Origin of the sequence: Akkermansia muciniphila (genome assembly GCF_030848305.1) — a bacterium.
GTDB classification, from domain to species: Bacteria; Verrucomicrobiota; Verrucomicrobiia; order Verrucomicrobiales; family Akkermansiaceae; genus Akkermansia; species Akkermansia muciniphila_A.
The window spans coordinates 426,426-451,060 of sequence record NZ_CP114598.1 but is presented as its reverse complement, the minus strand read 5'-3'; the positions used below and the strand labels follow the sequence as shown (position 1 = coordinate 451,060).

The 24,635-nt window shown below is 57.8% G+C and carries 22 protein-coding genes; 15 read left to right on the top strand and 7 right to left on the bottom strand.

Going from position 1 to position 24,635, the window contains the following annotated elements; all coding sequences use genetic code 11:
- Positions 1-158: 158 nt before the first annotated feature.
- The 3 genes from O4G22_RS02070 to O4G22_RS02060 are packed head-to-tail and all read left to right on the top strand — an operon-like array spanning position 159 to position 2,852.
- Complete coding sequence (locus tag O4G22_RS02070; RefSeq protein WP_297667190.1) at positions 159-1,115, top strand: hypothetical protein; 957 nt, start codon at positions 159-161, stop codon at positions 1,113-1,115.
- Positions 1,112-1,744 carry an ATP-binding cassette domain-containing protein gene (locus tag O4G22_RS02065; RefSeq protein ID WP_094137452.1) on the top strand — a complete coding sequence of 211 codons (633 nt, stop codon included), beginning with the start codon at positions 1,112-1,114 and terminating at the stop codon, positions 1,742-1,744. The genes O4G22_RS02070 and O4G22_RS02065 overlap by 4 nt, the downstream gene beginning before the upstream one ends.
- The gene (locus O4G22_RS02060) at positions 1,707-2,852 is read left to right on the top strand and encodes a hypothetical protein (RefSeq protein WP_143245746.1); all 1,146 of its coding nucleotides are present in this window, start codon (positions 1,707-1,709) and stop codon (positions 2,850-2,852) included. The genes O4G22_RS02065 and O4G22_RS02060 overlap by 38 nt, the downstream gene beginning before the upstream one ends.
- A 148-nt stretch (positions 2,853-3,000) precedes the next feature.
- Here the strand turns inward: O4G22_RS02060 and O4G22_RS02055 are convergent, their stop codons facing one another.
- Positions 3,001-3,483, bottom strand: coding sequence for a hypothetical protein (locus tag O4G22_RS02055; RefSeq protein ID WP_306702031.1), 483 nt, complete (start codon positions 3,481-3,483; stop codon positions 3,001-3,003).
- 27 nt (positions 3,484-3,510) lie between these two features.
- A complete protein-coding gene (locus tag O4G22_RS02050; protein ID WP_094137455.1) occupies positions 3,511-4,026 on the bottom strand; it encodes a hypothetical protein in 516 nt (171 codons plus the stop codon).
- 196 nt (positions 4,027-4,222) lie between these two features.
- Here O4G22_RS02050 and O4G22_RS02045 point away from each other — a divergent pair, with 196 nt between their 5' ends.
- Positions 4,223-5,512 (top strand): hypothetical protein, encoded by a 1,290-nt coding sequence (locus O4G22_RS02045; RefSeq protein WP_306702030.1) that lies wholly within the window; start codon positions 4,223-4,225, stop codon positions 5,510-5,512.
- An 85-nt stretch (positions 5,513-5,597) separates the two neighbouring features.
- Positions 5,598-6,554, top strand: coding sequence for a hypothetical protein (locus O4G22_RS02040; protein WP_295977641.1), 957 nt, complete (start codon positions 5,598-5,600; stop codon positions 6,552-6,554).
- Positions 6,555-6,624: 70 nt separating this feature from the next.
- Here the strand turns inward: O4G22_RS02040 and O4G22_RS02035 are convergent, their stop codons facing one another.
- Positions 6,625-7,455, bottom strand: a complete 831-nt coding sequence (locus O4G22_RS02035) for a hypothetical protein (RefSeq protein WP_094137458.1) — start codon at positions 7,453-7,455, stop codon at positions 6,625-6,627.
- Positions 7,456-7,472: 17 nt separating this feature from the next.
- Positions 7,473-8,297, bottom strand: coding sequence for a 1,4-dihydroxy-2-naphthoyl-CoA synthase (gene menB, locus O4G22_RS02030; protein WP_094137459.1), 825 nt, complete (start codon positions 8,295-8,297; stop codon positions 7,473-7,475).
- 215 nt (positions 8,298-8,512) lie between these two features.
- Between menB and O4G22_RS02025 the strand changes: the two genes are divergently transcribed.
- The 7 genes from O4G22_RS02025 to O4G22_RS01995 all read left to right on the top strand — a co-directional run bounded on the left by O4G22_RS02025 (position 8,513) and on the right by O4G22_RS01995 (position 17,199).
- Positions 8,513-9,589 carry an AAA family ATPase gene (locus tag O4G22_RS02025; protein ID WP_306702029.1) on the top strand — a complete coding sequence of 359 codons (1,077 nt, stop codon included), beginning with the start codon at positions 8,513-8,515 and terminating at the stop codon, positions 9,587-9,589.
- Positions 9,579-10,376, top strand: a complete 798-nt coding sequence (locus O4G22_RS02020; RefSeq protein ID WP_306702028.1) for a hypothetical protein — start codon at positions 9,579-9,581, stop codon at positions 10,374-10,376. Before O4G22_RS02025 ends, O4G22_RS02020 begins: the two co-directional genes overlap by 11 nt.
- Before the next feature lie 164 nt (positions 10,377-10,540).
- A complete protein-coding gene (gene ftsH, locus O4G22_RS02015) occupies positions 10,541-12,991 on the top strand; it encodes an ATP-dependent zinc metalloprotease FtsH (RefSeq protein WP_306702027.1) in 2,451 nt (816 codons plus the stop codon).
- Positions 12,992-13,012: 21 nt separating this feature from the next.
- The gene (gene rsfS, locus O4G22_RS02010; RefSeq protein WP_012419401.1) at positions 13,013-13,363 is read left to right on the top strand and encodes a ribosome silencing factor; all 351 of its coding nucleotides are present in this window, start codon (positions 13,013-13,015) and stop codon (positions 13,361-13,363) included.
- Between the two features lie 315 nt (positions 13,364-13,678).
- Positions 13,679-16,180 (top strand): DNA mismatch repair protein MutS, encoded by a 2,502-nt coding sequence (gene mutS, locus O4G22_RS02005; RefSeq protein ID WP_306702026.1) that lies wholly within the window; start codon positions 13,679-13,681, stop codon positions 16,178-16,180.
- A 1-nt stretch (position 16,181) separates the two neighbouring features.
- Positions 16,182-16,775, top strand: coding sequence for a 3'-5' exonuclease (locus O4G22_RS02000; protein WP_022198372.1), 594 nt, complete (start codon positions 16,182-16,184; stop codon positions 16,773-16,775).
- A 55-nt stretch (positions 16,776-16,830) separates the two neighbouring features.
- The gene (locus tag O4G22_RS01995) at positions 16,831-17,199 is read left to right on the top strand and encodes a hypothetical protein (RefSeq protein WP_306702025.1); all 369 of its coding nucleotides are present in this window, start codon (positions 16,831-16,833) and stop codon (positions 17,197-17,199) included.
- Between the two features lie 75 nt (positions 17,200-17,274).
- Here the strand turns inward: O4G22_RS01995 and O4G22_RS01990 are convergent, their stop codons facing one another.
- The gene (locus O4G22_RS01990) at positions 17,275-19,590 is read right to left on the bottom strand and encodes a protein-disulfide reductase DsbD family protein (RefSeq protein ID WP_306702024.1); all 2,316 of its coding nucleotides are present in this window, start codon (positions 19,588-19,590) and stop codon (positions 17,275-17,277) included.
- Positions 19,591-19,671: 81 nt separating this feature from the next.
- Between O4G22_RS01990 and O4G22_RS01985 the strand changes: the two genes are divergently transcribed.
- Both O4G22_RS01985 and O4G22_RS01980 read left to right on the top strand, forming a co-directional pair.
- Positions 19,672-20,079 carry an OsmC family protein gene (locus tag O4G22_RS01985; protein ID WP_215836338.1) on the top strand — a complete coding sequence of 136 codons (408 nt, stop codon included), beginning with the start codon at positions 19,672-19,674 and terminating at the stop codon, positions 20,077-20,079.
- Positions 20,080-20,210: 131 nt separating this feature from the next.
- Positions 20,211-20,684 carry a hypothetical protein gene (locus tag O4G22_RS01980; RefSeq protein WP_306702023.1) on the top strand — a complete coding sequence of 158 codons (474 nt, stop codon included), beginning with the start codon at positions 20,211-20,213 and terminating at the stop codon, positions 20,682-20,684.
- 11 nt (positions 20,685-20,695) lie between these two features.
- Here O4G22_RS01980 and O4G22_RS01975 read toward each other — a convergent pair whose 3' ends face one another.
- Both O4G22_RS01975 and O4G22_RS01970 read right to left on the bottom strand, forming a co-directional pair.
- Positions 20,696-21,163 (bottom strand): deoxycytidylate deaminase, encoded by a 468-nt coding sequence (locus tag O4G22_RS01975; protein WP_295977684.1) that lies wholly within the window; start codon positions 21,161-21,163, stop codon positions 20,696-20,698.
- On the bottom strand, positions 21,153-23,819 hold the full coding sequence (locus O4G22_RS01970; protein WP_297667171.1) for an MFS transporter: 2,667 nt from the start codon (positions 23,817-23,819) through the stop codon (positions 21,153-21,155). Before O4G22_RS01970 ends, O4G22_RS01975 begins: the two co-directional genes overlap by 11 nt.
- A 262-nt stretch (positions 23,820-24,081) precedes the next feature.
- Between O4G22_RS01970 and O4G22_RS01965 the strand changes: the two genes are divergently transcribed.
- Positions 24,082-24,627 (top strand): hypothetical protein, encoded by a 546-nt coding sequence (locus O4G22_RS01965; protein ID WP_306702022.1) that lies wholly within the window; start codon positions 24,082-24,084, stop codon positions 24,625-24,627.
- Positions 24,628-24,635: the final 8 nt, after the last annotated feature.

Sequence of the window (24,635 nt, the reverse complement as noted above, 5' to 3'; positions counted from 1 at the left end):
TTCTGATCATTTATGACGGGGCTTTGCCGCCGTGAAACGGGGCAGGCCTGTTTGAAATTATGGTCGGAAGGGCAAAGAAATGTCTTTGGGGCATCTGGTTGTGCTCTGGGCTGGCCCTTTGCGGCTGGAATGCGGAATCGGCCGACCGGGGAATTGATATGGCGGCATCGAAAGATGCCTGTTTTATCAAGACCTTCCGCGCCAAAATTGTCCCGGAGAGGCTGCGTTCCTTTGTCATGCCGGCGGATGGAATTGTCAGCAACTGGATTCCCGCGGACGGGCGCGTTCAGAAGGATACTATTATTGCAACAGTCAATGAAGATGAAATTGAACTGGAGCGCAAAGAGCTGGAAGTCAAAATTCTGAAGGATCGCATCGCCAGGGAGGAAGAGTTGTCAAAGCTGGAAAAACAGCTTGAAGAGATAGAATTCTACTCTTCCCTGACGAGGGAGGAACGGCAATATGCCAGCAAGCAGGCGGAAGGCGGGGAAAGGGCCATCCGGGCATTGAAAGACAAGATTGAGCTTTCCAAAAAGGAGTTGTCCCTGGTGGAGGACAAGCCGCGTCTGGATTTTCGCAAGAAGGAGGAAAAATATATCCTCAGAATGCCTTTTGACGGGAAACTGCAGTACCAGTTTTCCATTCCGCCGGATAACAGCGTCGCCCTGTACATGGATGCCGCGTCCCCGATTGCGACCGTGTGCGATGATTCCTCTTATTATCTGACCATTTCCATTTCGGACCCTGATTTGACGAATCTGCCGCCGGAATCCCTTTCCCTGTCCGTCCCCCTGGGTGACGGTTCCGCTTTGAAGGGGGTTTTTGCCTTCAAGCGGGTAGAGAAAAATATTTCCGGCGGAGGGGAATTGCTGGCGTATTTTTTCCGTCTGCCCCGCCAGGAGCATGAACGCGCCCATTCCATGCTGGGCTCCAACTGCACGGCCCGTCTTTATTATATGCCGCAGGGAGAAGTGTTTCATCTCAACAAGGTGAGGCTGGCTTCCCTGCCGGAAGGGAAAAAATGTTCGTCCTGGCAGGAACTTCTTGAAAAAGTGCATCCGGAACTGGAACTGGTGGTGAATGGGGAAACGGAATTGATCGTTCGAAAAAAATGAAGTTGCTATGCGAATCAGTCTGTTTCAGTTATTCAGGCAAGCAGTGGATTTTTGAAAATTATAACAGGGTGTTCACTTCCGGAATCACCATTTTGAAAGGGTATTCCGGATGCGGGAAAACAACTCTGTTGAAAATTCTGGCGGGTTATCTGAGACCGCAGCGCGGGCGCGTCATTACTCCCCGGCGGAAGGTTCAGGCGGATTCACTCTATCGGCGCAAGGAGGTGAGTTACATGTTCCAGGGGCTTAATCTCCTTCCCCTGGCCACGGTGGAGAGAAATCTTCAATTATGCGCGGAAATGGCCATGCTGCCTAAAAAACAGTGGACGCGGAGGGCGGATGATTTGATTGCCCGCCTGGGCCTGGAATCGTTGAGGCATAAAAAAGCGGGGAGTTTGTCCGGCGGCCAGGCCCAGCGGGCGGCTCTTGCCCGCACGATGATGAAGGATTCCGATGTGCTGCTTCTGGATGAACCTACTTCCGGCCTGGATGACGGCAATACGGAAATCATTAAAAATTTGATCCGGGAATACCCTGCTGACAAAATCTGCATTTTGAGCACGCATGATTCCCGGCTGTTCGACCTGACCCATGAAATCATTGATTTTAACCTGTCTGTATCTCTTTAAAGATACTCTCCACCGTTGGAAGGAACGCCCGGCCAGCCCCCTTTCACGGATTCTGGTGGCCTTTTTCCTTTCCCTGTGCGCGCTCTCTTTTCTCGCCAATTATGTTCTCTCCTCAAAAATGCTGCATGATGAAATCAGGAAGAACGGGGCGGACCTGATTATTGTTTTTGATACTGTGCGCGACGGGGACCCTTCCAAGAAAAATTTACTGCAACATGAACTGCCGTCCCTGTATGGCTGCGATGTCCTGGTGCTGAATGACGCCCGTGCGGGTGTGGCGCGCGTGGGCAAGACAGTATTCCCCGTTCTGGAATACAACATGGAGTCCTGCTCCTTTCTTTCCGCGCTCGGGTTGGAGGACGTGGCCACCGTCCTTCTGTACAATCCCTCCCGGAGCCCGTTGCAGGCGGGGCCTTGTACGGTTACCATAGCGGATTTTGATTTTTCCCTGAATGCCTCCCCTTTGCCGGAGGGGCATTTGCTGGGCAGGCTGTATCCTTCCGGTGTCATTTTAGCCCCGGAGGGAACTTTCAGCTCCGGACAGGAGGTCCCCATGGAGAATTGCCGCTATATCATCCGGGTGCATGAAATGACGGCGGCACGCATTCGGAGCATCGAAGAAGTGCTGAACAACATGGTGCGTTATGACGGCAGCATGACTATGGTTCAGACTCACGTGGGGCTGCTTGACAGGCTGGAAGTGCTGATGGGCAACCAGACGGAGTGCAGGACGGGGTTTTCCCTCGGCATTGCGGTGATCGTCGGCATTCTGCTGACAGCCCTGGCATCCATGGAATTCCGCCAGAATGAATATGTCTATACGCTGATGAAGAGCTTCGGGGTGCGCCCTGTTCTGCTGATTATGGCGTTTATCGTGGAAAACGCGTTCCTGATTGGCGTCTCCTTTGCGGGCGCCGTCTGGGCGTTCATGAAAACCCAGAGAATCGTCTTGGGGGAATTCTTTAAGCTGGGAAACTCCGTCCTGACTTATGCCGATATACGGCAGGATTTGTGGCTGCTGGGCATTTCCCTGGCGGGGTGTGTGCTGCTTTCCTCCATCCCGGTCGCCTTTTCCGCCTGCCGTCCCATAGGGAAGGTGCTTAAGTAAGTGACGGGGATTCGGGATCTGCTTTCCGGCATGTCCGTCTTTGCCTGCCTGGGGAAAAGGCTGGCTGTGTCCCGGCAGGGTGGGAGATACTGGATAAAAAAATCCCTTCCCGCCATGAGAGCGGGAAGGGACGTATGAAAAAAGGGGGTTATTGATCCAGCTGGGGGGGGACTCTGAAGTCTCTGATGACCGCCTGGCAGTTGTCCTGCTGGGTCTCCGTCTCGGTATATTCGGCGTCTCTGACGCTGCAAGTGGCGGAACCGAGGCCTTTGGAGATGTTGTGGGGGTTATACAGCACGACGAGAGCGTCCATATGGTTGGTTGTTGTCCCGTTGTTGGATGACCAGTAAAAGCCTATCTGTTCCGCAGTGTCGGAGGCGGGCTTGTAGTTGATGACGTGAACGGATGCCGTCGAGGAGGTCGGGCTGGTTCCGGTGTAAATGGCGGCGTTGCTTTCTGAGGTTGTGATGAAGGAGAAGACGTAAGGATTGCCGTCCGGAAGCGTAATGTCCAACGTGCGCTGAAGGCCGATGGGAAGATAGGCCTGTTCACTGGAACTGGATCCGCCGCAACCGGAGAGGGTCCCAAGCCCGAGAGTAATTAAAGCGGGAATGTAAAGGCGGGAATTCATATCTTGATGAATAGAAGGTTGATGTTGTTAAGACTGGGATATGATGTTGATGCTGATGGTGATGCCGTCGATGGGGATGGGCGTCCTGTCTTCCGCTTGCATGTAGGAAATGCTGGCTCCGCCTTCTCCGGAAGAAGCATGGGTGGCGTTTTCAAAGGTTAACTGGGGGATCCTGATGGTGCTCATGAGGGTGTTGGGTTCTGAGGATGAACCGCTGTTTCTGTTGTAGGACAGACTCAGTTCCGCCGTGTTTTTCCCGGTTTTGGTATAGGAATAAATGCCGGCTCCGTTCCACATGTTCATGTCTTCCCCTTGTGTCTGGATGATGAACATCCCGTTATCACCGGTGGTCATGTCAAAAATGGCGGGAAGCGTTATGGCGGCATCCGTAATGCCTGTTACCTGCATGTTTAACACCTTGCTGCCGATGGTGGAAGGCGCCAGGCCTTCAGCATCGGAACTGCTTCCGCCGCACTGAGCCAGCGTAAGAATGCCGAGGGTGCAGCAGACCGCAGAAAAAGAGGTAAAAAGAGGACGCATCATAAGAGGATAATAATTTTCCGATAAACTGTGATATCGCACTTGATTTGTCAAGATAGGAATCGGATGGCAAGTATTTTTTACACGGGAAAGGGAAAAACCGGATTCCCTGCGCTCCGGCCCCTTTTTCCTTCTTCCCCGGCCTGCCGTGTTGATGCTTGACTTTTCAGGGGCAGGAGCTATGTAACAAGGGGCCTGTATGTTCCCTTTTCCCCCGGTTGTCCGTTCTTTCCTGTTTTCCCTGTTTGAAGTGGCGTGGCTGAGGGCTGCGTTGCGCTTCTGCCTCTGTGCGGCGGTATGCGCCTCCTGCTCCGTGGACAGGCACATGGAAAAAAAAGCGGGGGAATTGATGGCCAGGATGGATGCCGTTCCCGATTGGCGGCAGCTGCCGCGGAAGGAAATTTCATGGAGCCAGGCTCTGGAGATGATGATGGAGCGGAATATTGACCTGAAAAAATCGGAACAGTCTCTCAAGACGACAAAACGTTCCGTCATCAATGTTTTTACCCAGATTATCCCCGGCGTCAATCTGGACTGGATGCTGACCAAGGAATTGAGCGACCTGGCCAAGGTGACGGCCAGCGATGTGGAATACAACACGAACATCCTGTTCAACATGCCGTCCCTCACCCAGATCCCGTTTGATTATTATTCCGCCAAGGCGGCCGTTTATACGGCGGAAAAGACGCTGGAAATGAAAAAAAGGGAGCTGGTGGCCAGATTGTACCAGCAGGTGCTTTCTTACCGGAATGCGCAGATCAGCTACAATAACCAGCTGGGCTCCCTGCCTTATGACGATGATGGCGTCCAGAAAAAGAAGCTGGACGTGGAACGGGAACGGAATTTGAATGAGATTTCCCAGGGTTTTGCCGTGCTGCTGGGGAATATGGACACCCGGTGGCTGGTGAAGCCTGAAACGATGCCCAGACTGGATTGGGGCAGGTACAGGGCGGCGTCCCGCCAACTGGATCTGCTGGTGGTGACGATGGTGGCCATGGAGCTGGAAGCTTCCCGCCTCCAGGTGTTGAATGCCAAGCTGAAGTTCCTGCCTTCCGTGGATATTAATTTTTACAGCCCCACTCTGTTTTCCAGCACGGGCGGGACGTACGGCGGTTTTTTTGCGGGCGCGGGCGATATGAAGGTGAACATGAGCCTGCGGGAAGAGCTGGATACGCGCCTGACCTCCTGGTTTCAGCATAAATCGGCCAGGGAAAGCCACGAACTGCTGCAGCGTGAAGTGGTGATGGAACTGCAGCGGCGGCGCATCAAGATAGCCGCGCTGCTGGAGAGCCGCAGGAGGTTTGAACTTTGGCGGGGGGTGCTGATGAAGGAAATCGCGTTCAAGGAGTCCAGATTATCCGTTTCCGGAGAGGAATATCTGGAACAGAGGAAGGATATCAGGAAGATGTATGCTGACCTGGATAATGAAGCTTCCAAGAATGCGGAGGTGGAAGCGGCTCTCATCATGGAATACGGCTGGCTGAAGTAAGGCAAGGGAGGATGAGGGGGCTTCCCTGTGTGACTGCGGGGCTTCCTTTCTTGATGCTTTCAGGGGCTTGTGCTATGATCCGGATATGCAAAAAGTTCGGCAGCCCGCGGGCACGGCATTGATGATTCTGGCTTTCCCGGCCGCCATTTACGGAGCGTTTCCATGGGGAATTGCCCTGGGGGCCTTTTTGTTTTTGCTGGGGGTGATTGTGGCGACCAGCCGTTTTTCCGCCATAGTCTGGTCATGGTGCCTGTTTTCCCTGGGAATGTATCTGGCGGCTCCTTTTATCTGGATGTGGAATCCGGACTATTTTTTCAGCCGTTCGTTTGATATTCTGTTGATAAGCGGCTGTCTGGTGGGCAGCCTGGTGTTGCTTACGATCCGGTTCGCGGTTATTCCCGTGCTGTGGCCCAGGGTTTTCCGCTACTTCGTGGAAGGAAGCCCCACGCTGGAGGATCTGGCCCCGGAGAAGGGAAAGACGGTGGCTGAACTGCGGGGCGGCATAGAACGCAGACAGGTGAATTTCCTGTTCGGGCATGCGGACCGGGAACTGGTGGAAAAGTGGGGGAAAATAGCCCAGGGAATCGTAGCTCTTTCCAAAAGCCGCAAACGGCTGGCCATATGGGCTGTAGGTATTTTCCTGGTCTGGCCCGCAGCCGTGTTTTTCCTTTCCGGGGGGATGAGCGGCGCGCTGGACCGGGATATTGACCGCATGTGGGAGACCCGTCCGTTCCGGGACGGCATGGTGGTTTCCAGCCCAGCGGCGATGAATGCGGCGCGCCGCGTTTTCAGGGATGCCCGGGCTCTGCGGGGGCTGACGATGGAGCAGGCGCGCGCGTGGCTGAGGACGGATCGCAGGAATGCGGCATTCAAATTGGGCAAACCCCGTTACGATTTTGAAAAGGATGAAACCGTGCTGGTGCTTTCAGATGGGAGGGATTCCATCCGCCTGGTGGCGGTTTTCAATGATGCGGGGCAGATTACCCATTCCTGGCCTGAGGAGTATATGACTTTGATGGTCAGGGATCTGGAGAAAAATTGAATGCCGGGGCCGGAAGGGGGTATTGCCCGGCAGGGTATCCGGTGATTGCGGAAGGCCCTGCGGCTTTCCGCTACAGCGTGCGCTTTTGCGGAGGCGTCAGGTTCAGCCTGCCTTCACTGATATGAATGCCCATGCCGCTTTCTTCAATCATGTGGATGAGCGGCAGATAGGCCTGAAGCAGGTTTTCAAAAGCGGGCAGGAGAAAGATCATGTAACCCTGGGGAACGGAAAGGCTGCCGATGGTGCCCCCCACGTGGATTCCTCCCGGCAGCGTTTCGTCATTGTAGAATTCGAAGCGGGTCTGCACCGCCATGTAGTTGTGCGGGTCCAGGGATTGAAAGGGCGTCAGGAACAGGGAAATCGTCTGGCGGGAGTCGATGCCCGTATAGCGTTCGATGATGATCTCCATGTATCCTTCCCCGATGGTGCCGTCCGGCCGTTCCTTGCCGCCGTGCAGCCGGATGCCTGCCGCCGGGTTGATGGCGAAGATGGCCAGGGCTCCGTGCTGCAGGGGATGGATGGAGGAAGCCAGATAGCGGTTGATGTCTTCTTCCGAGAATGAAACGGAGGCGTCTCTGTTGATGGCCTGTTTCAGGATTCTGGGGATATCCGGGGCGTTTTCCCTTTGGCGGAAGCCGGGCAGGTCGTCCGTTTTCTGCGGGCACCAGGAGGAGTAAACCAGCCAGGCAATAGCGGCCAGAATAGCTATGGTCAGCAGGAAAATGAGATTGCCGATCAGGGAGAAAGGCGTTTTTTCACGGACGGGTTTTTCCCGGGAGCCCTGATCTTCCGGATCGTAGAAATGTTCCACGATGTTTTCATGTTCCGGCAGGTCGCGCAGGGATTCTCTGCCGGCGGCGCCGTTCCGGGGGGCGCCTTCATTGTCGGAGCTGGGTGCCATGGTGCGGAGGGGGGAGGTTACGGAAGTCTGGGGAATTTGGAGAAATCCGGAGCGCGTTTTTCAACGAAGGCGTTTTTGCCTTCCTTCGCTTCTTCGCTCATATAATAGAGCAGGGTGGCGTTGCCGGCCAGGTCCAGCAGGCCCATCTGCCCATCGCAGTCGGCGTTCAGAGAGGCTTTCAGGCAGCGCAGGGCCAGAGGGCTGTGGCGGAGCATCTGGCGGCACCAGGAAAGCGTTTCCTCCTCCAGGTTCTCCAGGGGCACCACGGTGTTGACCAGGCCCATGTCCAGCGCTTGCCGGGCGTCATACTGCCGGCACAGGTACCAGATTTCCCGCGCTTTTTTCTGGCCCACGATGCGCGCCAGGTAGGATGAGCCGAGGCCTCCGTCAAAGGAGCCTACTTTGGGACCAGTTTGTCCGAATTTGGCGTTGTCCGCGGCGATGGTGAGGTCACAGACGACGTGGAGGACGTGGCCTCCGCCGATGGCGTATCCGGCCACCATGGCGACGACGGGCTTGGGCATGGTGCGGATGGTGCGCTGCACGTCCAGAATATTCAGGCGCGGCACGCCGTCTTCTCCGATGTAGCCGGCGTCTCCGCGCACTTTCTGGTCGCCTCCGGAGCAGAAAGCGTCCGGGCCTTCCCCCGTCAGGATGACTACGCCCACCTTGGGGTCTTCATGGGCGGCGTTCAGGGCGTTGAGCATTTCATGCACGGTCAGGGGGCGGAACGCATTGCGGACGTGGGGGCGGTTGATCGTGATTTTTGCGATGCTGCCGTCGTCCGTTGTTTCATACTTGATGTCCGTGTATTCCCTGGCGGTGGTCCATTGTGCGCTCATACGGATTACTTTAATAAGGCGCTTGGCAATGGGAAGCCTAAAATGCGCCGCCTTTCCGTTCCGGTATGTCGGGAACCTGCGGGGCTGGGGCTGCGCGGCGGCCGCAGGCGTTTTCCTTGCCGTTTCCGGTGTTTTCCCGGCAGGCTCTTCGGTGGCCGGAAGCTGGCGGCTTTTGTCATTTACGGCCTGCGCTTCTGTGCTACATTGGGAACGGTATGATACATGACCTACTGGTGAGCGGCGTGACGGTGTTTCCCGGGAGAGAGCATTTTGAATTTGTTCCGGGAATCAATGTGGTGGTGGGGGGCAATGATTCCGGCAAAAGCCATTTGCTGAAATTATGTTATACCGTGGCCAAGTGGAGCGCTGACGGGGGAAGGAAATCCCTGCCGGAGAAATGGGCGGAGGAACAGCGGCTCAGGAAAGACCTGATGCGGGTGTTCGCGTCCCGCGGGCTGGCCGGGCTGACGGCCCGGAACCGGGGAAACGCCCATGCGCGCGTGGAGGCCTCCATGGAGGGGGACGGCGTGCCGGAGGGCATGGGAAACCTGGTGTTTGATTTCCAGGCGGGGCATGAAGAAGAAGGGCTGAGCATCCGGGAAATGCCCCGGCGTTTTCTGAACGTGCCGGTGGTGTTCCTGGCGGCGCGGGAGGTTTTGACCATTTATCCGAGCTTTGTTCAAGTAGGGAGCAGGTTCCCCGAGTTTCTGGACGGCGGCAGCTGGGATCTCTGCCGTTATCTGGACATGGAGGCGGAAGCGGAACCCATCAGCACGGATGCCAGGCGCGTGGTTGCCAGGCTGGAAAAAATTATCGGGGGAAAGGTGGTGAAGCGTGACGGGCGTTTCTTTTTGCAGCGCCCCGGACAGCAGCCGATAGAAATGAGCCTGGTGGCGGAAGGATTCAAAAGGCTGGGAACGCTGAGCTACCTGATCCGGAACGGTTCCGTGAAAAAAGGTTCCGTCCTGTTTTGGGATGAACCGGAAATGAATCTGAACGCCTCCCACCTGCCCGTGCTGGTGAAAACCCTGACGGGGCTTGCCAAGGCGGGGGTGCAGGTTATGTTGTCCTCCCACAGCCTGTTCCTGCTGCGGGAGCTGATGATTCAACTCTCCGAACCCCGCAATGCCATGGTGCAGAGAAAGTTTTTCGGGATGAGCGTGCCGCGGGGGGGGCATGCCGGGGTAAGGGTGTCCTGGGGGGAATCCCTGGAGGACGTGGGGCCTATCGAGTCTCTTGAAGCGGAAATCGAACAGGCGGACAGGTATTTGAAGCTGAGTTATGAGTCATAAGCCGTCAAAAGCTTATTACGTGGAGGGCGTCCACCGTTTCTGGATCGATGAAGGCTACGTGGTGTGCCGCATTGAATGCTCGGATTATTATTCCCGGCAGGCGCAGAATTTCTGCGGGGGATGCAAGGAAATGGATTTTTTGCTGTATCATCCGGAACGCCGGGATCTGTGGCTGGTGGAAGTGAAGGATTACCGTTTTGACGCCCGGCCCAAGGTGGGGGAACTGGTCTGCGCCCTGAGCCGCAAGGTCCGGGATACGATGTTCCTCCTCCGGGCCGCTTCCGTGGCCGCCCCGGATGAGGAGCCGGCGGAGGGCATTTCCCTGAGGGATTTTTCCATTCAGGCCTCAGGAGCGGAAACGCTTCATCTGGCCTTTCTGCTGGAAATGGGCATGGGCGGCGTCTGGACGGACGGCGGCCTGCTGGCGAATGTCAAGAACCTGCTGGTGGGGTCCATGCGTTTTCTGGATGCGGAACTGGTTTGCGCGCCCATTACCTATCCCCGCCGCATCGGCCCCTGGCGCGTGACCTCCGCCCACGGGGAGGTGAGCAAGCGGGTGGAAATCCGGCGCGCCAGAAAATTGGCGGAAATCCAGGAGCAGAGGCGGCGGGAGCGGCTGAACGCGCAGGACGAGGGGGCCTGGCAGGAAAAGAGCCGGGAAGGTGCCGGTTCCCATGCGGCCCCGGCGGAAGAGAGGATGCCCCAGTGGAAGCGGCGTCTCCGGCAGCGCATGAACGGAGAAAGCGCGAACCATGAGGGGCGGCGCAGAAAAAGGAAGCGGGAATGATGCCTGCGCCGGCTAAGGCCTTATTGCCGGGAAGAGCCCCGGCCCGGAACGGTGCGGACCCGTCCTGCGGCGGCTGTCTGGCATGTCTCGGAAAAAAGTTTTATTTTACAAGGACTCGCGTATCATGCCGCCCTATTCATTAACTTCTGTGTGCTAACCACATTATGTCTGACAGAATGCCACCAAGTCCTCCCCGTCCTCCCAAATTTCCCGGCTCCGGCAGGCCCGAATCCCCCAACTGGGGCGTGTGGGTCATGGTACTTCTCATTGTAGGCGTCCTTGCGTTTGGCTTTTTCACCCCTGAATCTTTCGGGCTGGGCCCCCGCAAGGAAAATCTGGAATCCTTTGAAGCCCAGTATAAGGCGGGGCGCGTGGTGCTGAACGATCCCAAGGCCCCCGTGGAAGTGGTGCTGAGCGAGAACGGTTCCGAAGGCGTTATTCACGCGCTGGTGTACAGGAAGGAAATTCAGCCGAAGGTGGAAATGACCCCCTTTGCGCTGACTTATTCCATGTCCCTTCCGGACCGCGACAAGCCTTTGCTGAATGAGCTTTCCGGCTACAGGGTGGTGGAGAGCCCGTACCGGACGGAAGAGGGAAAGAATGTTTCCCTCATTCCCGAGGGAGCGCAGAAGCTCTCCGTGCCCGAATTCAACCGCCTGGCCCTGGAAGGCCGCATCGCCGGAGGAAAAGACGGCATCATCCTGGCGGAAGACGGCAACCAGAACGTGCTGGTCGGCCAGATTGTCACCCGCATCTGGCCCGCGGCCACGGGAGACGCCTCCGTGGACAAGCAGCGTTTTGAACGCGTGGAAGTTCCTTTTACCCTGGAGTTCCAGGGAGACCGCGTCAAGCAGCTGCTGGGGCCGGATACGAAGTTCAAGCGCGAATCCGGCTCCTGGGGCGGCATCCTGCTGAATCTGCTGCCCATCGTGCTCATTCTGGTGATTCTGTTCTTCATGTTCCGCGCGCAGAGCGGCGGAGCCCGGGGCGCGATGAGCTTCGGCAAAAGCCGGGCGCGCCTCATCTCCCCGGACAAAAACAAAGTGACGTTCAAGGATGTGGCCGGCATCAGCGAAGCCAAGGAGGAAGTGTGGGAACTGGTGGAGTTTCTGCGCAATCCGGAAAAATTCCGTGACCTGGGCGCCACCATTCCCCGCGGCGTGCTGATGGTCGGGGCTCCCGGCACGGGCAAGACCCTGCTGGCGCGGGCCATTGCCGGGGAATCCAAGGCTTCCTTCTATTCCATCAGCGGTTCGGACTTTGTGGAAATGTTCGTGGGGGTGGGCGCGAGCCGCGTCCGCGACATGTTTGAACAGGCCAAAAGGACGGCTCCCAGCCTGATTTTCATTGATGAAATTGACGCCGTGGGCCGTCAGCGCGGCTACGGCATGGGCGGCGGCAATGACGAACGGGAACAGACGCTGAACGCCCTGCTGGTGGAAATGGACGGTTTTGAAAACAACTCCAATGTAATCGTCATCGCCGCCACCAACCGTGCGGACATCCTGGACCCGGCGCTGCTGCGTCCCGGCCGCTTTGACCGGCAGGTGGTGGTGAACCTGCCGGACGTCCGGGGGCGCGAACAGATCCTGCAGGTGCATGCCAGAAAAGTGAAAATGGCGCCCGGAGTCAGCTTTGAGCGGATTGCCCGCGGCACGTCCGGCTTCTCCGGAGCCCAGCTGGCCAACCTGGTCAATGAAGCCGCCCTGCTGGCCGCCCGCAAGGGGCTGAAGGAGATTACGGAGGCCGAATTGGAAGAAGCCCGCGACAAGGTCAGCTGGGGGCGTGAACGCCGCAGCCTGGCGATTAACGAACGGGGGCGCCGCATTACCGCCGTGCATGAGGCGGGGCATGCCATCTGCCTGTTGAAAACGCCGCACAGCGAGCCGCTGCACCGGGTGACCATTGTTCCCCGTGGCGGGGCCCTAGGCATGACCATGTGGCTTCCTTCCGACGACAAGATGCACCATCTCCGGTCTGAAATGCTGGACCAGCTCGTCGTGGCGATGGGCGGGCGCTGCGCCGAACAGATCGTTTTTGGCGATGTGACCAGCGGCGCTACCGGAGACATCAGGAGCGCCACCAACCTGGCCCGGCGCATGGTGTGCGAATTCGGCATGAGCGAAAAACTGGGGCTGATTGAGTACGGAGAACACCAGGGAGAAGTTTATATTGCCCGCGACCTGGGAACGCGTTCCCGCAATTATTCCGAATCCACGGCGGAACTGATTGACTCGGAAGTTCGCTTCCTGGTGGACAGCGCTTATGAACGCGCCATGGCCATCCTTACGGAAAACCGGGACAAGCTGGACATCCTGACGGAAGCCCTGATGGAGTTTGAAACGCTGGAAGGTTCCCAGGTCATGGATATTCTGGAATACGGGGAAATGAAGAACCCTCCCGCCAGGGTGACTCCGCCCCCCATGCCTTCCGAAGTGGAGGAACAGCCCGGGAAAGATGATCCCGGCCATTCCGCGAAGGATGAAGCTGAAGAGCCCCGCGAGGACGGCGCTGAAGAACGGGAGGAGGAAGAGAAGCAGGAACAGGCGGAGCGTGATCCTTCCTCCTGCAATCCCGCTGATGAGTCCGGCATGGACGGCGGAGAAAAGAAATAATTCAATAGAAACGAATCGAATATGGTAGCCAATGATGCGATGGAACTGGCCAGGATGTGCGCCCGCGCCGCGGATGACGCCAAGGCTGAAAATGTACGGGTGTACGACTTGCGGGGCATGTCTTCCCTGACGGATTTCATGGTAGTGTGCACGGGGTTGTCCGTCCCCCATCTGCGCGCCGTCATCCGAGAGCTGGAAGAAGCCGTCCGGGAAAAGGCGGGAGCCCTCCCCACCTATGTGGAAGATACGCCTGTGGCATTGTGGTCCGTAGTGGACTATATTGACGTGATGGTCCACATCATGGGGCAGGAAACGCGCGAATTCTACGGCATGGACACTCTGTGGAAGGATGCTCCCGTGGTGGAGTATTAATTGCGTCAATCTGATTTTACACCGTGCCGCTGCCGGTTGCGGCACGGTTTTTTTCTTCCTTGGAGTAAATGGCCTGTTATCAACCGCACACCGCAAAAAGATGAAAGGCAGCGTGGCCGGGTTCTTCCGTATGAGGGCCTGTTTCCGGGAAGGAGAAAAAAGGTGTAATGATGGCTGCGGCAACGCATTTTCTTTGCGGGGCATTGGATGTTTTCTCCCTAGCTTTTCCTTGGAAAAGCGGTGGGGAACCCCGGTTCTAACAAGATTCCAACCTTGCTTTGAAGCCGCAATCGGATTACTCTTTCACCGTTATTTATGAGTAGTTCCGGACCTGCCTCAACCCCGATGATGGATCAGTACCTTCGCATGAAGAAGGGCTTGCCGGAAGACGTGCTGCTGTTTTTCCGGCTGGGGGATTTTTACGAAATGTTTTTTGAGGACGCCAAGGAGGCCTCCGCCATTCTGGGCCTGACGCTGACCAAGCGCCACGGCATTCCGATGTGCGGGGTTCCCCACCACAGCGCGGAAGGGTATATCGGACGGCTGGTGAAGGGAGGTAAGCGGGTAGCTATTGCGGAGCAGACCACCATTCCGCAGCCGGGCAAGCTGGTGGAGCGGGAACTGACCCGCGTGATTTCCGCCGGAACCCTGGCGGACATGAATTTGCTGGATTCCTCCCGCCATAATTACATCGTGGCTTTGTACAGGGACAAGAAGCGCTTCGGTCTGGCATGCGTGGACCACACCACGGGGGAATTTTCCGTGGCCCAGTTCGAACACATGGATTTGCTTCTGGACGAGCTGTCCCGCATCAATCCCTCCGAACTCCTGGTCAGCGACGAGCAGACGGACTGCTTCCCCGGAACCCACCCCACGCTTTATTACGACGGATATACTTTTCTGCCTTCCACGGCCATTCCCAATTTGCTGAGCCATTTCCGGGTACATTCCCTGGATGGCTTCGGCTGCGGGGAGATGACCGCCGCCCTGGGGGCGTCCGGCGCGGTGCTCCATTATCTGAGCTACCAGCTCCGCCGTCCCACGGACCACTTGCGCCGCATTTCCGTGCGCGCCACGGAGAACGCCGTGCTGATTGACCAGGCCAGCCAGAGGAATCTGGATCTGGTGGATTCCCGCGGCGGCGTGAAGCTTTCCCTGCTGGGGACCCTGGATAGGACAAGCACCCCCATGGGAGCGCGCAAACTCCGGGACTGGCTGCTCCACCCACTGTGCGATCTGGAAAAGCTTCTGGCGAGGCAGGAGGTGATCGCCGTTCTGCTGCAGGAGCCCTACCTGATGAGCAAGCTGAGGGAGAGCCTGAAGAATGTGCGGGACATGGAGCGGCTGACGGGCCGCATTTCCCAGGGCGCCGGGAATGCCCGCGACCTCCAGGCTCTGGCTTCTTCCCTGGCGCGCATCCCCGCGCTCAGGGATGATTTGGAATCCCTGCCCGGCGGTGGGGAGATGCTGGAGAGCATCCGTTCCCGCATGGGCTGTTTTGATGAGCTGGTGGATTTGCTCCAGCGCGCCCTGGTGGATGAACCGCCCGTGACCATCAAGGAAGGCGGCATCATCAGGGAAGGGTACCATGCCGGTCTGGATGAATTGCGTCTGGCTTCCCGCGACGGGAAGGAGTGGCTGGCACGGCTGCAGGAGAAGGAGCGCAAGCGCACGGGAATTGATTCCCTGAAAATTCGCTTTAATAATGTCTTCGGTTATTACATTGAAGTAACGAAGAGCCATTACGATAAAGTGCCCCCGGATTACCAGCGCAAGCAGACGCTGGTGAACGCGGAGCGCTTTATTACCCCGGAGCTCAAGCAGATGGAGAATACCATCCTGGGGGCGGACGAGCGTTCCCGCCAGGTGGAGTATGAGCAGTTCCTCCTGTTGCGTGAAGAAGTGGGCCGCCATATTGACGATATCCAGATTACGGCGGACGCCATGGCGGATCTGGACGTGCTGCTGGGACTGGCGGAGGGCGCGCAGCAGTACCGGTACTGCCGCCCCGTTCTGGACAATTCCATGATCCTGCGCATTGTCAATGGCCGCCATCCTGTTATTGAGCAGAATGTTTCCGGCGATGTGTTCGTTCCCAATGACGCTTTTCTGGAACCGGAGGAAAACCGTCTTATTCTGCTGACCGGGCCCAATATGGCGGGCAAGAGCACCTATATCCGCCAGGTGGCCCTGATTACGCTGATGGCCCAGATTGGAGCGTATGTGCCGGCGGAAGCCGCCCACATCGGTTTGGTGGACCGCATTTTCTGCCGCGTGGGAGCCAGCGACGACCTGGCGCGCGGCCAGTCCACCTTTATGGTGGAGATGAGCGAAACCTCCCTGATTCTGAATAACGCCACGGAGCGTTCCCTGATTATTCTGGATGAAATCGGGCGGGGCACGGCCACCTTTGACGGCCTTTCCATCGCCTGGGCCGTGGCGGAATACCTGCATGACGAGTTGAAGTCCCGCACCCTGTTCGCCACGCATTATCATGAGCTGACGGATTTGGCCAATTCCAGGCAGGGCGTGCAGAATTACAATGTGGCCGTACGGGAGTGGAAGGAGGAAATTGTGTTTCTGCGCAAGATCGTGCCGGGAGCGGCGGACAAGTCCTACGGCATTCAGGTGGCCCGACTGGCCGGCATGCCTGCCGTCATTGTGGACCGCGCCAAGGCCATCCTGTCCCATCTGGAGATGAATTCCACGCGCCCCAGGAAAAAGGGGCGTTCCCGTCTGGCTGAACCGAGAGCCAAGAATACGGACATGGACGACGATATGCCTGTCGGGGAATATGCTCAGCTGGAGTTGTTCTGATATGCCTCCGCTTTCGGATACAATCGGCGGCCTGCGTTTTGCCGCCATTGATTTTGAATCCGCCGGCGCGGCCCGGGGGGAGACGGACCAGCCCGTCCAGATAGGCATAGCCGCATGTTCCCGCCTGGAGGACGAACCTGAGTTGTGGACTTCCTATATTGCGGTGGAGAAGCCGGTTTTATGGTCCGCCTCCCAGGTGCACGGCATTACTACGGAGATGCTGGCGGATGCCCCGTCTTTTCCTTCCCTGTGGCCGGAGATACGTTCCCGGCTGGGGCAGGCCGTGGTGGTGGGGCATAATCCGGCTACGGAACGGAAGTTCCTGCGGCGGTTTCCGGGCCACGGCTTCGGTCCGTGGCTGGATACGCTGGCTTTGGGCAGGATGTGCGTCCCCGGTCTGGAGGATTATTCCCTGTCTTCTTTGTGCGGCGCCCTGGGGTTGACCTGTTCCGTGGAGGCGTTGCTTCCTGCGCGCCGCTGGCATGACGCTTTGTATGATGCGCTGGCAAGCCTGCTGATTGTCCGTTTTCTGGTAAAGGAATTGAATTTGTCCGGCCAGCCTCTGGAGGTATTGGGCAAGGCGGTGAGAACATGATTTTCCCGGCAGGGGAAAGAATGCTTTTCCGGGCCGCGTATTCGGAAAAAGATGAATGCTTCTGTTTTCTCTGCCGTTTTTTTATTGCTCTCCTTTGCTTCTTCTGCCGATGAAGGCGGTCAACTTCGGAGTGAGCGGGGACAGGACGGACAGCATGCTGTGGCGCATGGAGGATACGAAACTGGCGGTCAAGACTTCCCCCCGCTATTGCGTTTTGCTGGCCGGGACGAATAATATCGGCCGCTGGAAGGGGCGGCAGCCCGCGGCGCAGACGGTGAAGGGCATCCGGGAGATAGCCGTACGCCTGCTGAAGCCGGACGGGACGTTCAGGGAGGGCATGTTCAGAGATCATGTCCATCTGACGGAGAAAGGTTATCAGGCGTGGGCGGACGCGTTGCTGCCGCTGTTGAACGGGGAAGGATAAGCTTTCCCTGTTTTCAGCTGTCCGGCCCGGATTGATGGGAAGGGCGGCGGATGGCCGTCCGTATAACAGGATATTCTAGCGGTTCATTTCCTTTTCCAGGAATTCCAGCAGGTAGGCCGGGGACAGGAGTTCCCTGGTGACGACGGGTTTTCTGCCGGGAAGATACAGGGCATTGACGGGAACGGCCGTGCGCCCCAGGTTTTTAAGTTCCTGGTCAATGGCGGGGCTCGTGCGGGTCTTGTCCGCCTTCATCATGACGATGCCATATTTTTTGAAAGCGGCCAGCACTTCATCCGTATAGGAGGCCTTGTTGACCTGGCAGGTGGAGCACCAGCGGGCCGTGAAGTCCACATAAACGGGTTTCCCTCCGTCCAGGGCGGCCTGCATGGCTTCCGGGCTCCAGGGCGTCCAGATGTTTCCTTCCTCCTGGAGGGAGGGTGCTGCGGCAGCGGAGGACTCCGCCGCCCCGGGAGCGGAACCGCGGCCGAACCAGGCGGCTCCTTCCGGCGGAAGCATGTAGTACAAGCCGGCCAGCAGGAAGATTACGGAGAAGATGCCTCCCGTGATGCGGGACTTTCTGCTGCGGTACATGGGGCACCATCTGCCGTATACCCAAAAGGCCAGGGAAAACAGCACCAGCCCGAAGAAGAGGAACAGGATGTCCTGGGGATGGTTGTCAGCATCAAAGAATGCCATGTAAATCCAGAGGAAGTAGGCGGCGGTGCCGAACATCAGGAAGGACATGGCCTGCTTGAAGGATTCCATCCATGCGCCGGGTTTGGGCAGGTATTTGGTCAGGACGGGAAAGGCGCCCAGAATGATGTAGGGAAGGGACATTCCAAGCCCCATCATGGTCAGGCAGAGCACGATGCCCAGCGGCGGCTGGAGCATGGCCGCGCCGATAGCCTGGCCCAGGAACGGAGCGCTGCACGGGGTGGAGATGACCGTAGCCAGGGCGCCGGACCAGAAGGAGCCGGCATAACCTTTCCGGCGCTGGAGGTCGTTGCCCATGGTCGTAGCTTTGACGCCTATTTCAAAGACGCCGAACATGCTCAGCCCCATGGCGAGCATCAGGCCCAGCAGGCAGAAATTCACCCAGGGGTTTTCAAACCAGAACGCCCAGTTGACGATGCCCTCCGCGCCGCGGCCCAGCCAGAAGTCTCCGCTGAATATGCCGGGGCCGGCTGGGGCGCTCCAGTCAAACATGTTCGCTTTCAGCGCAATCAGAATGGCAGTAATGATCCAGAAAGAAATCAGGATGCCCAGTACGAAGGTAAGGGAGTGGGCCAGTACTTTTTTCCGTTCCCCCCCTCCCAGCTGAACGAATCCCATAATCTTGAGACCGATTACCGGGAAGACACACGGCATGACATTGAGGATGATGCCGCCGATGAACATGAAGAACATGATTTCCCCCAGGCCCATCAGCGGAGGCGCGGGGATGGAGGCGGAAGGTTCCGGGGCGGATTCCGTTCCGGCGGCTGTTGCCTGGGATTCCCCGGAGAAGGGGCGGTCGTCCGCGGTGATGATGATGCCTTCCCTGCCGGCGCGCAGGATGCCGGAAAGGCTGGTCAGCGGTTTCCCCTTGTCCGCGTCCGGCAGGTTGTTGGGGTAAAGGCCGTCCGTGGTGTCATTGAATTGCATGGACAGCTCATAATTGGAGTCATCCAGTTTTTTGAAGGTTTGGGGAGTGGTAGGGTTGATTTCCCCCTGATTGCAGAAAAAATAGACGGAATCCTGCGGAACGGGGCGTCCGTTTGTCCTGAGGTGCAGGGTGACGGTTTTCCCTTCCTGGGAAATCCGGGCTTTCAGCCCTTCCGCCCAGTCGGGGGCGGCAAGCCCTGCCATGTTCCCGGTCAATTCCGCCGCGTCAGGGGCTGTCTGCCCGTCTCCGCGCTTCAGCGTGACGCTGAAGTTTCTGGTTTCCGGGGCGGCGCACTGTTCCGCGCACATCTGCCACGTCATGGTGGTGGTGAACGTCGCTTCCGGGGGAGCGTCCTTTTCCGGAGTTACCCGGAACGCCATTTTAGCCTTTCCGCTGTATCCGTAAAAATCCACAAGCCCTTTCCCCAGTTCCGGAACTTGCCAGAAGGGGCCTTCCACCCGGAAACCGGACACAGGCTGGAAGGCGGCTTCCATGGGAAGGCCCACGGTTCCCGGATTTTTGTAGTAAACGTGCCAGTGGTCCGGCAGCTCCAGCTCCGTCACGATGACGAAGGGAGCTTCTCCATAGGAGGTGACTGTGGCCTTGGAGGAACCGGATGTCCGGGGAGGGCCAAAGTCCCCCGCCTCTCCAAAGCTCATGCCGCCGAAGTCCTGGGCCGCCCCCGTGCTGAAACACCCGGCGATTATGCCCAGGCAGCCGGCGGCTGTTTTCAAAAAGTTTCTCATAACAAAGGCGGTTACCATAAAGAACGGGGGGATTCAATGTTTGTGTGTTGCATGGCGGGGAGCCTTGTATAAAATAAGGCCATGGTAAAAACTAAAACGACGTACGAGGGCGGCCTCCATTGTTCCATGGTTCATGAACCTTCCGGGGCCACGCTTTCCACGGATGCCCCCGTGGACAATAACGGCAAGGGCGAGTCTTTTTCTCCCACGGACCTGGTAGGCGCGGCGCTTGCCGGCTGCATGAGCACGATCATGGGTATTGTTGCCGGGCGTAAGGGAATCCATCTGGAAGGAATGACGGTGGAAGTGGCCAAACACATGAATGCGGATCCCCGCCGTATCGGCAAGCTGGAAGTCGTCATTACCGTTCCGCTTCCGTCCGATTGTCCGGACAGGAATCTGCTGGAACAGGCAGCTCTGAGCTGTCCGGTCAAGCACAGCCTGCACCCTGATATTGAAATACCCATTACCTGGAAATGGGTTGGCTGACAGCTTCCGTATTTTCTTGAGACCGCCTGTGAAAACAGGCGGTTTTTTTATGATGTTAAAAAATGTTGGAAAAATGAAATAATAGTTGAGTGCGCTTGACTTATATTTTTATGTTGTGCATTTTTCCGGGGATGAAAAAGTTGTTCCCTGTCTTGTTGATGATTCCTGTGACGGTGTGCGGATTGTTGTCCGGATGCGGCGGAGGTTCGGGGAAATCCGGAGACGACGGGAATACTTCTTTGAGCGGACAACAGGTAAGCCTGTTTGAGGGAGGGAGCATCTTATTCCAGCTCCAGTTCAGCGGATGGGACGCGAAGGTCGTCAAAATGGATGGCTCCTCCATCGTTGCCATCTATGATCATGAAAGATATACGTACCGGTTTTCCGGCAGCGAAAACAGCGGCGTCTTGAATATCAGGCACGAATCCAACAGCCTCTCCTTCTGCGATATGGAGGATGTGAACATTGCCTTTGACGACGCCGGGCGGAATGCGGGCGTCATTACTTCCGGCACCATTACGGAAACCGGGCTTGATCTGGACCCGGCCATTGACGGCGTTCCCCGGTCCATGGCCGGTTGGACATGCCGCGTGCACCGGGATTGATTTTCCGGGGATCAGTTGTCCAGGACAAGGGGGAAGTGTCGGCTGAGCGGATAGTCCGTAACCTGGATCAGTTTCACACCGTAAAGGCTGGCGATGGCAGGGGCTTCGGATTTATCATAAGGCTCACAGTAATAAATGGTCTTTACGCCGTGGGCGCACAGCGCCTGCATGCAGGAGGTACAGGGCATTGTGGTGCATGCCACCACCTTGGCTTCCCCCCTCCGGAACAGGCTGCACAGGTTGATTTCCGCATGCAGCATGTATTTCTGGCGTTCTTCCCGGCTGGCCCAGAAGGTGTCCTGAGCCTTGAATCCGGGATACAGTCCGTTGTAGGCGGTGCCGATGACGCGGTTGTCCGCATCCAGGGCGGCGGCTCCCACCTTGCGGTACGGGTCCTCCGACCGCAGGGCTGCCGCGTGCGCCAGCGTCATTACATACTGCGGGATGGGAAGGCGGGTTGACGAGGAGTTATTGTTCATGGTTGGAAGACTGGAGTTCCGCCAGGAAGCCCGACTCGTCCAGGTACAGGTTGGGCGGCAGGGAATAAGGGGTGGAGAGGGTGGCCCCGGCGATGACGTTGGAAAGAGGGGGATTCAGGTAAAAGCCGGGAAGGAGGCGCCCTCTTGTCCTGGCCCGCATGCCGAGCTGCACGGTGCCGTCATCCAGCTTGAAGACGCTTCTCTTCATGGACATGGCCAGGATAATGCCGCGGTCCGTGGCGAAGCAGGGCCGCCAGCCGATGTTGGGAAGAACCAGGTCTCCCGAGCCGCTGAAGTCATAAAACGGCGTGCGCGTCTTCGGAACCAGGCTGTAGAGCCTGCGGCGCAGGAAATCGGAGCCGGCTATCTGCCTGATGCCTTCCGGCATGCTGTGGTCCCCGTCGCTGATGAGGTAAACGGGAGTGCTGGTGAGGATGGGCCAGAGGACGGCTGCCACCGTTTCGTGGACTTCTTCGCGTCCTACGCTGGTGAGCAGAAGTTCCCGGGGCTGGAGGGAGTTCACCCGTTCCAGCTGCTGGGCGTTCATCCAGAAGTCGCACAGGCGGCTTTGGGAGCGGGTGCTGTCCAGCAGGGTGGACAACCATTTCCTGAGTTCCGGATGCTCCGCTTCCACGGTGTCGTTCATCAGGCATTCCGCTATTTCATACCCGGAGAGCCGCGCGTTTTTAGAGAAGACCAGCGGCTTGTGGGCGATGCGCTCCAGATGGTTCAGGATGGCATCCCTGCCGATGCTGGCCGCAATTTCCAGGCATGTGGAGGACAGCTCCCGCAGCGTGTTGATGACCATGCGGGGATTGACGGCGTCAGGCTCAATGGGCTCTCCGATGGCGGCGGTGAAACGGTAGGGAACGCGGAGAGGCGCCTTGGAGAAGAAGCGGTTGCCTGAGTAGGAAAAGATGCTGCCCCATAGTTCGTCCATGTAAATGGGCACGATGGGGCAGCGCGATTTTTTCGCCAGCATTTCCAGCCCCCGCCGCGCGGCGCAAAGGGTGCCCGTGCGGGTAAGCTGGCCTTCCGGGAAGATGCAGATGACTTCTCCGGCCTTCAGGGCCTGAATGGCCTTGGACAGGGATTCCCGCGGATTACGGGAGGAAATGGGCAGGCAGTTGAAGAGTTCCAGAATCCAGCCGAGCCAGCGGATGGCTACGAATTCCTCCGCCACGATGAACCGTATGGGGCGCGGGCAGATGAGAGAAAGGAACAGCGCATCCCCGTAGGTGACATGGTTGGAGACGATGACGGCCCCGCCGTCTTCCGGAATGCGGTCCTGGTGGATGATGCGGGAGCGGTAGACAATCCTCATGATCCAGAGGCCCATCATGCGGATGAATTCACGGGGAATAAGCCGGAATGCCACAATGGTGATGACCACGCCCAGGGCGGCCAGCACCCAGAATTGGTTCTGGATGGAGAAGATATTCCTGAGCATGAGCTGGAAGCCGACGGCCACCAGCCCCATCAGGCAGTCCATCAGGTTGCCGGCGGCGATGACGGTGCTGCGGTTGGAGGGGTCGCAGTTGTCCTGAAGGTGGGCGTTTAACGGCACCAGGTACGCGGCGGCGAAAGCCCCGGTGATGCCGAACCCGATGTTGCTGGGAAGGGAGCCGGGAGCGAAGAAGGACATGAATATGCACCCGATAGTGAAGCCGATCGCGCCCAGGGGAATGAGCCCCAGTTCAATCTTTTTACGGCAGATGATGGAGGCGATGACGCCGCCTACCACCGTGCCGCCGCTGAGCCATGCCATGAGAATGGCCGCGGACATGCTGAATCCGGTGCCGTCAATGGGGTGTTCCTGGGCGATTTGGAGGGAGATGAGCATCAGGGCCCCGGCCAGGAACCAGAAGTAGGAAACGCCGATTTCACTGAGCCTCAAGTCCCGCTGGCTCCAGAGGTATTTAAGCTGCACGAAATGTTCGTAAAAGAGCTTCCATTCGAATTTCCTGGTCTGGTTGGCCGGATACCGCGGGAGGTAAAGGGACGCAATGGCTACGGGAACGGCGATGCAGGTGAGGATGAATGTGGGAAAAGCGGCCGCTTCCCAGCCGTCGTTGGAGGAGACTTGCAGGATGTCGAACCAGGCGAAGATGCCTATCTGGGCCGCCAGCATGGACAGGATGAGGCTCATTTCCATCAGCCCTGAAGCGTAGCCCAGCTGCCGGGAGCCTACCATGTCCTTGACCACTCCCTTTTTGGCCGGGCTCAGAATGGTCGCCTGAACGGAGAAGACGCAAAACCAGAAAACGGCCATTTCAATGTTTTCGTATTTATAGCACAGAAGCATGGCCCCCAGCACCAGGATCTGGAGGAAAGACATGAATTGAATGATGCGGGCCTTACAGAAGCAGTCCGCCAGCCATCCGACGAAAGGGGAGAACAGGATGTAGGGCAGAACGAAGATGCAGGCTAGAATGTACTGGAGGGAGTTGACCCAGGAGTCCGGCCCGTATGCGGCGTTGGTGGAAGCCAGCCAGACGCCCAGCGGAATCAGCAGGAACTGGGCGGCTTTTTCATTGAAAGCGTTCTGGGCTTGAATGAGAATCAGGGAATAAAAACCCCTCCATTCCTTTTTTGAGGGCATTTTTTTCTTAGATGTCTGTACGTCATCCATGTGGGGCGGATTGTAGCAGATCATGGGGTGTAGGGAAGGATAATCTGTTCCCGTACAGGCGCGTTCCCGGGAGGAGGGGGAACCGTTTTTTCCGGTTTTTTGAAAGGGGCGGGCAGGGGATGGCCCGGAGGCTGGCGCGGCATGTCCGGGCAGCTTTGCCCGCGTGCGGGAGCGGAAGCCGGAGATTCCTTGTCATGAAGAGGTTCGGCAAACAGGCTTTATGGTTGACATGAGGTTGCGGGGCCGTAGGATGCTGGCAGAAAGCTATCACCCGAAGAGAGATTATATGAATACTTCCCCGACGATAGGCGTGTTGCTGGCCGCAGGTGCGATTCTTCTGCCTTCCTGTGAAACGGAGCGCGTGAATGAACGTCCCATCGGCATTTATCCTACGGAAAATGTCTATCCGTCCGGCGCTATGGGCGCCCAGGGCGATAGCCTGTTGAATGATATCCAGCGTGAAAATTCTCTGGACCCGATGGCCGGGCAGAATTCCGGTTTTAACCCGGACCCCGCCCGCACTAATTCCGGGACCATCAGCAATATGGTGGGAGGGGCCAACAATATCACGCCTCCGGCTCCCGTCGTTCCGAATCCCGTGGGTGGCTCCGCCGGTTCCGGCATTGCCGCCCCCAGGCCTGTGGAACCTTCCGCTTCTTCTTCCGTACCGGTGGCGTGGCCTACGGCGGATCCCACGGTGGTGGTCAGCCCGTATGACCGCACCAAGAAGATCAAGATTTTGAACAGGAGCACCAATAAGCCGTATCCCTCCGGGACGGTGTTGCGGGACACCAACTTCCCCAACGAGATTAAGAAGTTCCGCGTGCCCTGATGCGGCCG

Excerpts from the sequence above, each read along its gene's own strand:
- O4G22_RS02070 (WP_297667190.1), top strand. The coding sequence starts at position 159 with ATGGCGGCATCGAAAGATGCCTGTTTTATCAAGACCTTCCGCGCCAAA.
- O4G22_RS02065 (WP_094137452.1), top strand. The coding sequence starts at position 1,112 with ATGAAGTTGCTATGCGAATCAGTCTGTTTCAGTTATTCAGGCAAGCAG.
- O4G22_RS02060 (WP_143245746.1), top strand. The coding sequence starts at position 1,707 with ATGAAATCATTGATTTTAACCTGTCTGTATCTCTTTAAAGATACTCTC.
- O4G22_RS02055 (WP_306702031.1), bottom strand. The coding sequence starts at position 3,483 with ATGAATTCCCGCCTTTACATTCCCGCTTTAATTACTCTCGGGCTTGGG.
- O4G22_RS02050 (WP_094137455.1), bottom strand. The coding sequence starts at position 4,026 with ATGATGCGTCCTCTTTTTACCTCTTTTTCTGCGGTCTGCTGCACCCTC.
- O4G22_RS02045 (WP_306702030.1), top strand. The coding sequence starts at position 4,223 with ATGTTCCCTTTTCCCCCGGTTGTCCGTTCTTTCCTGTTTTCCCTGTTT.
- O4G22_RS02040 (WP_295977641.1), top strand. The coding sequence starts at position 5,598 with ATGCAAAAAGTTCGGCAGCCCGCGGGCACGGCATTGATGATTCTGGCT.
- O4G22_RS02035 (WP_094137458.1), bottom strand. The coding sequence starts at position 7,455 with ATGGCACCCAGCTCCGACAATGAAGGCGCCCCCCGGAACGGCGCCGCC.
- menB (WP_094137459.1), bottom strand. The coding sequence starts at position 8,297 with ATGAGCGCACAATGGACCACCGCCAGGGAATACACGGACATCAAGTAT.
- O4G22_RS02025 (WP_306702029.1), top strand. The coding sequence starts at position 8,513 with ATGATACATGACCTACTGGTGAGCGGCGTGACGGTGTTTCCCGGGAGA.
- O4G22_RS02020 (WP_306702028.1), top strand. The coding sequence starts at position 9,579 with ATGAGTCATAAGCCGTCAAAAGCTTATTACGTGGAGGGCGTCCACCGT.
- ftsH (WP_306702027.1), top strand. The coding sequence starts at position 10,541 with ATGTCTGACAGAATGCCACCAAGTCCTCCCCGTCCTCCCAAATTTCCC.
- rsfS (WP_012419401.1), top strand. The coding sequence starts at position 13,013 with ATGGTAGCCAATGATGCGATGGAACTGGCCAGGATGTGCGCCCGCGCC.
- mutS (WP_306702026.1), top strand. The coding sequence starts at position 13,679 with ATGAGTAGTTCCGGACCTGCCTCAACCCCGATGATGGATCAGTACCTT.
- O4G22_RS02000 (WP_022198372.1), top strand. The coding sequence starts at position 16,182 with ATGCCTCCGCTTTCGGATACAATCGGCGGCCTGCGTTTTGCCGCCATT.
- O4G22_RS01995 (WP_306702025.1), top strand. The coding sequence starts at position 16,831 with ATGCTTCTGTTTTCTCTGCCGTTTTTTTATTGCTCTCCTTTGCTTCTT.
- O4G22_RS01990 (WP_306702024.1), bottom strand. The coding sequence starts at position 19,590 with ATGAGAAACTTTTTGAAAACAGCCGCCGGCTGCCTGGGCATAATCGCC.
- O4G22_RS01985 (WP_215836338.1), top strand. The coding sequence starts at position 19,672 with ATGGTAAAAACTAAAACGACGTACGAGGGCGGCCTCCATTGTTCCATG.
- O4G22_RS01980 (WP_306702023.1), top strand. The coding sequence starts at position 20,211 with ATGAAAAAGTTGTTCCCTGTCTTGTTGATGATTCCTGTGACGGTGTGC.
- O4G22_RS01975 (WP_295977684.1), bottom strand. The coding sequence starts at position 21,163 with ATGAACAATAACTCCTCGTCAACCCGCCTTCCCATCCCGCAGTATGTA.
- O4G22_RS01970 (WP_297667171.1), bottom strand. The coding sequence starts at position 23,819 with ATGATCTGCTACAATCCGCCCCACATGGATGACGTACAGACATCTAAG.
- O4G22_RS01965 (WP_306702022.1), top strand. The coding sequence starts at position 24,082 with ATGAATACTTCCCCGACGATAGGCGTGTTGCTGGCCGCAGGTGCGATT.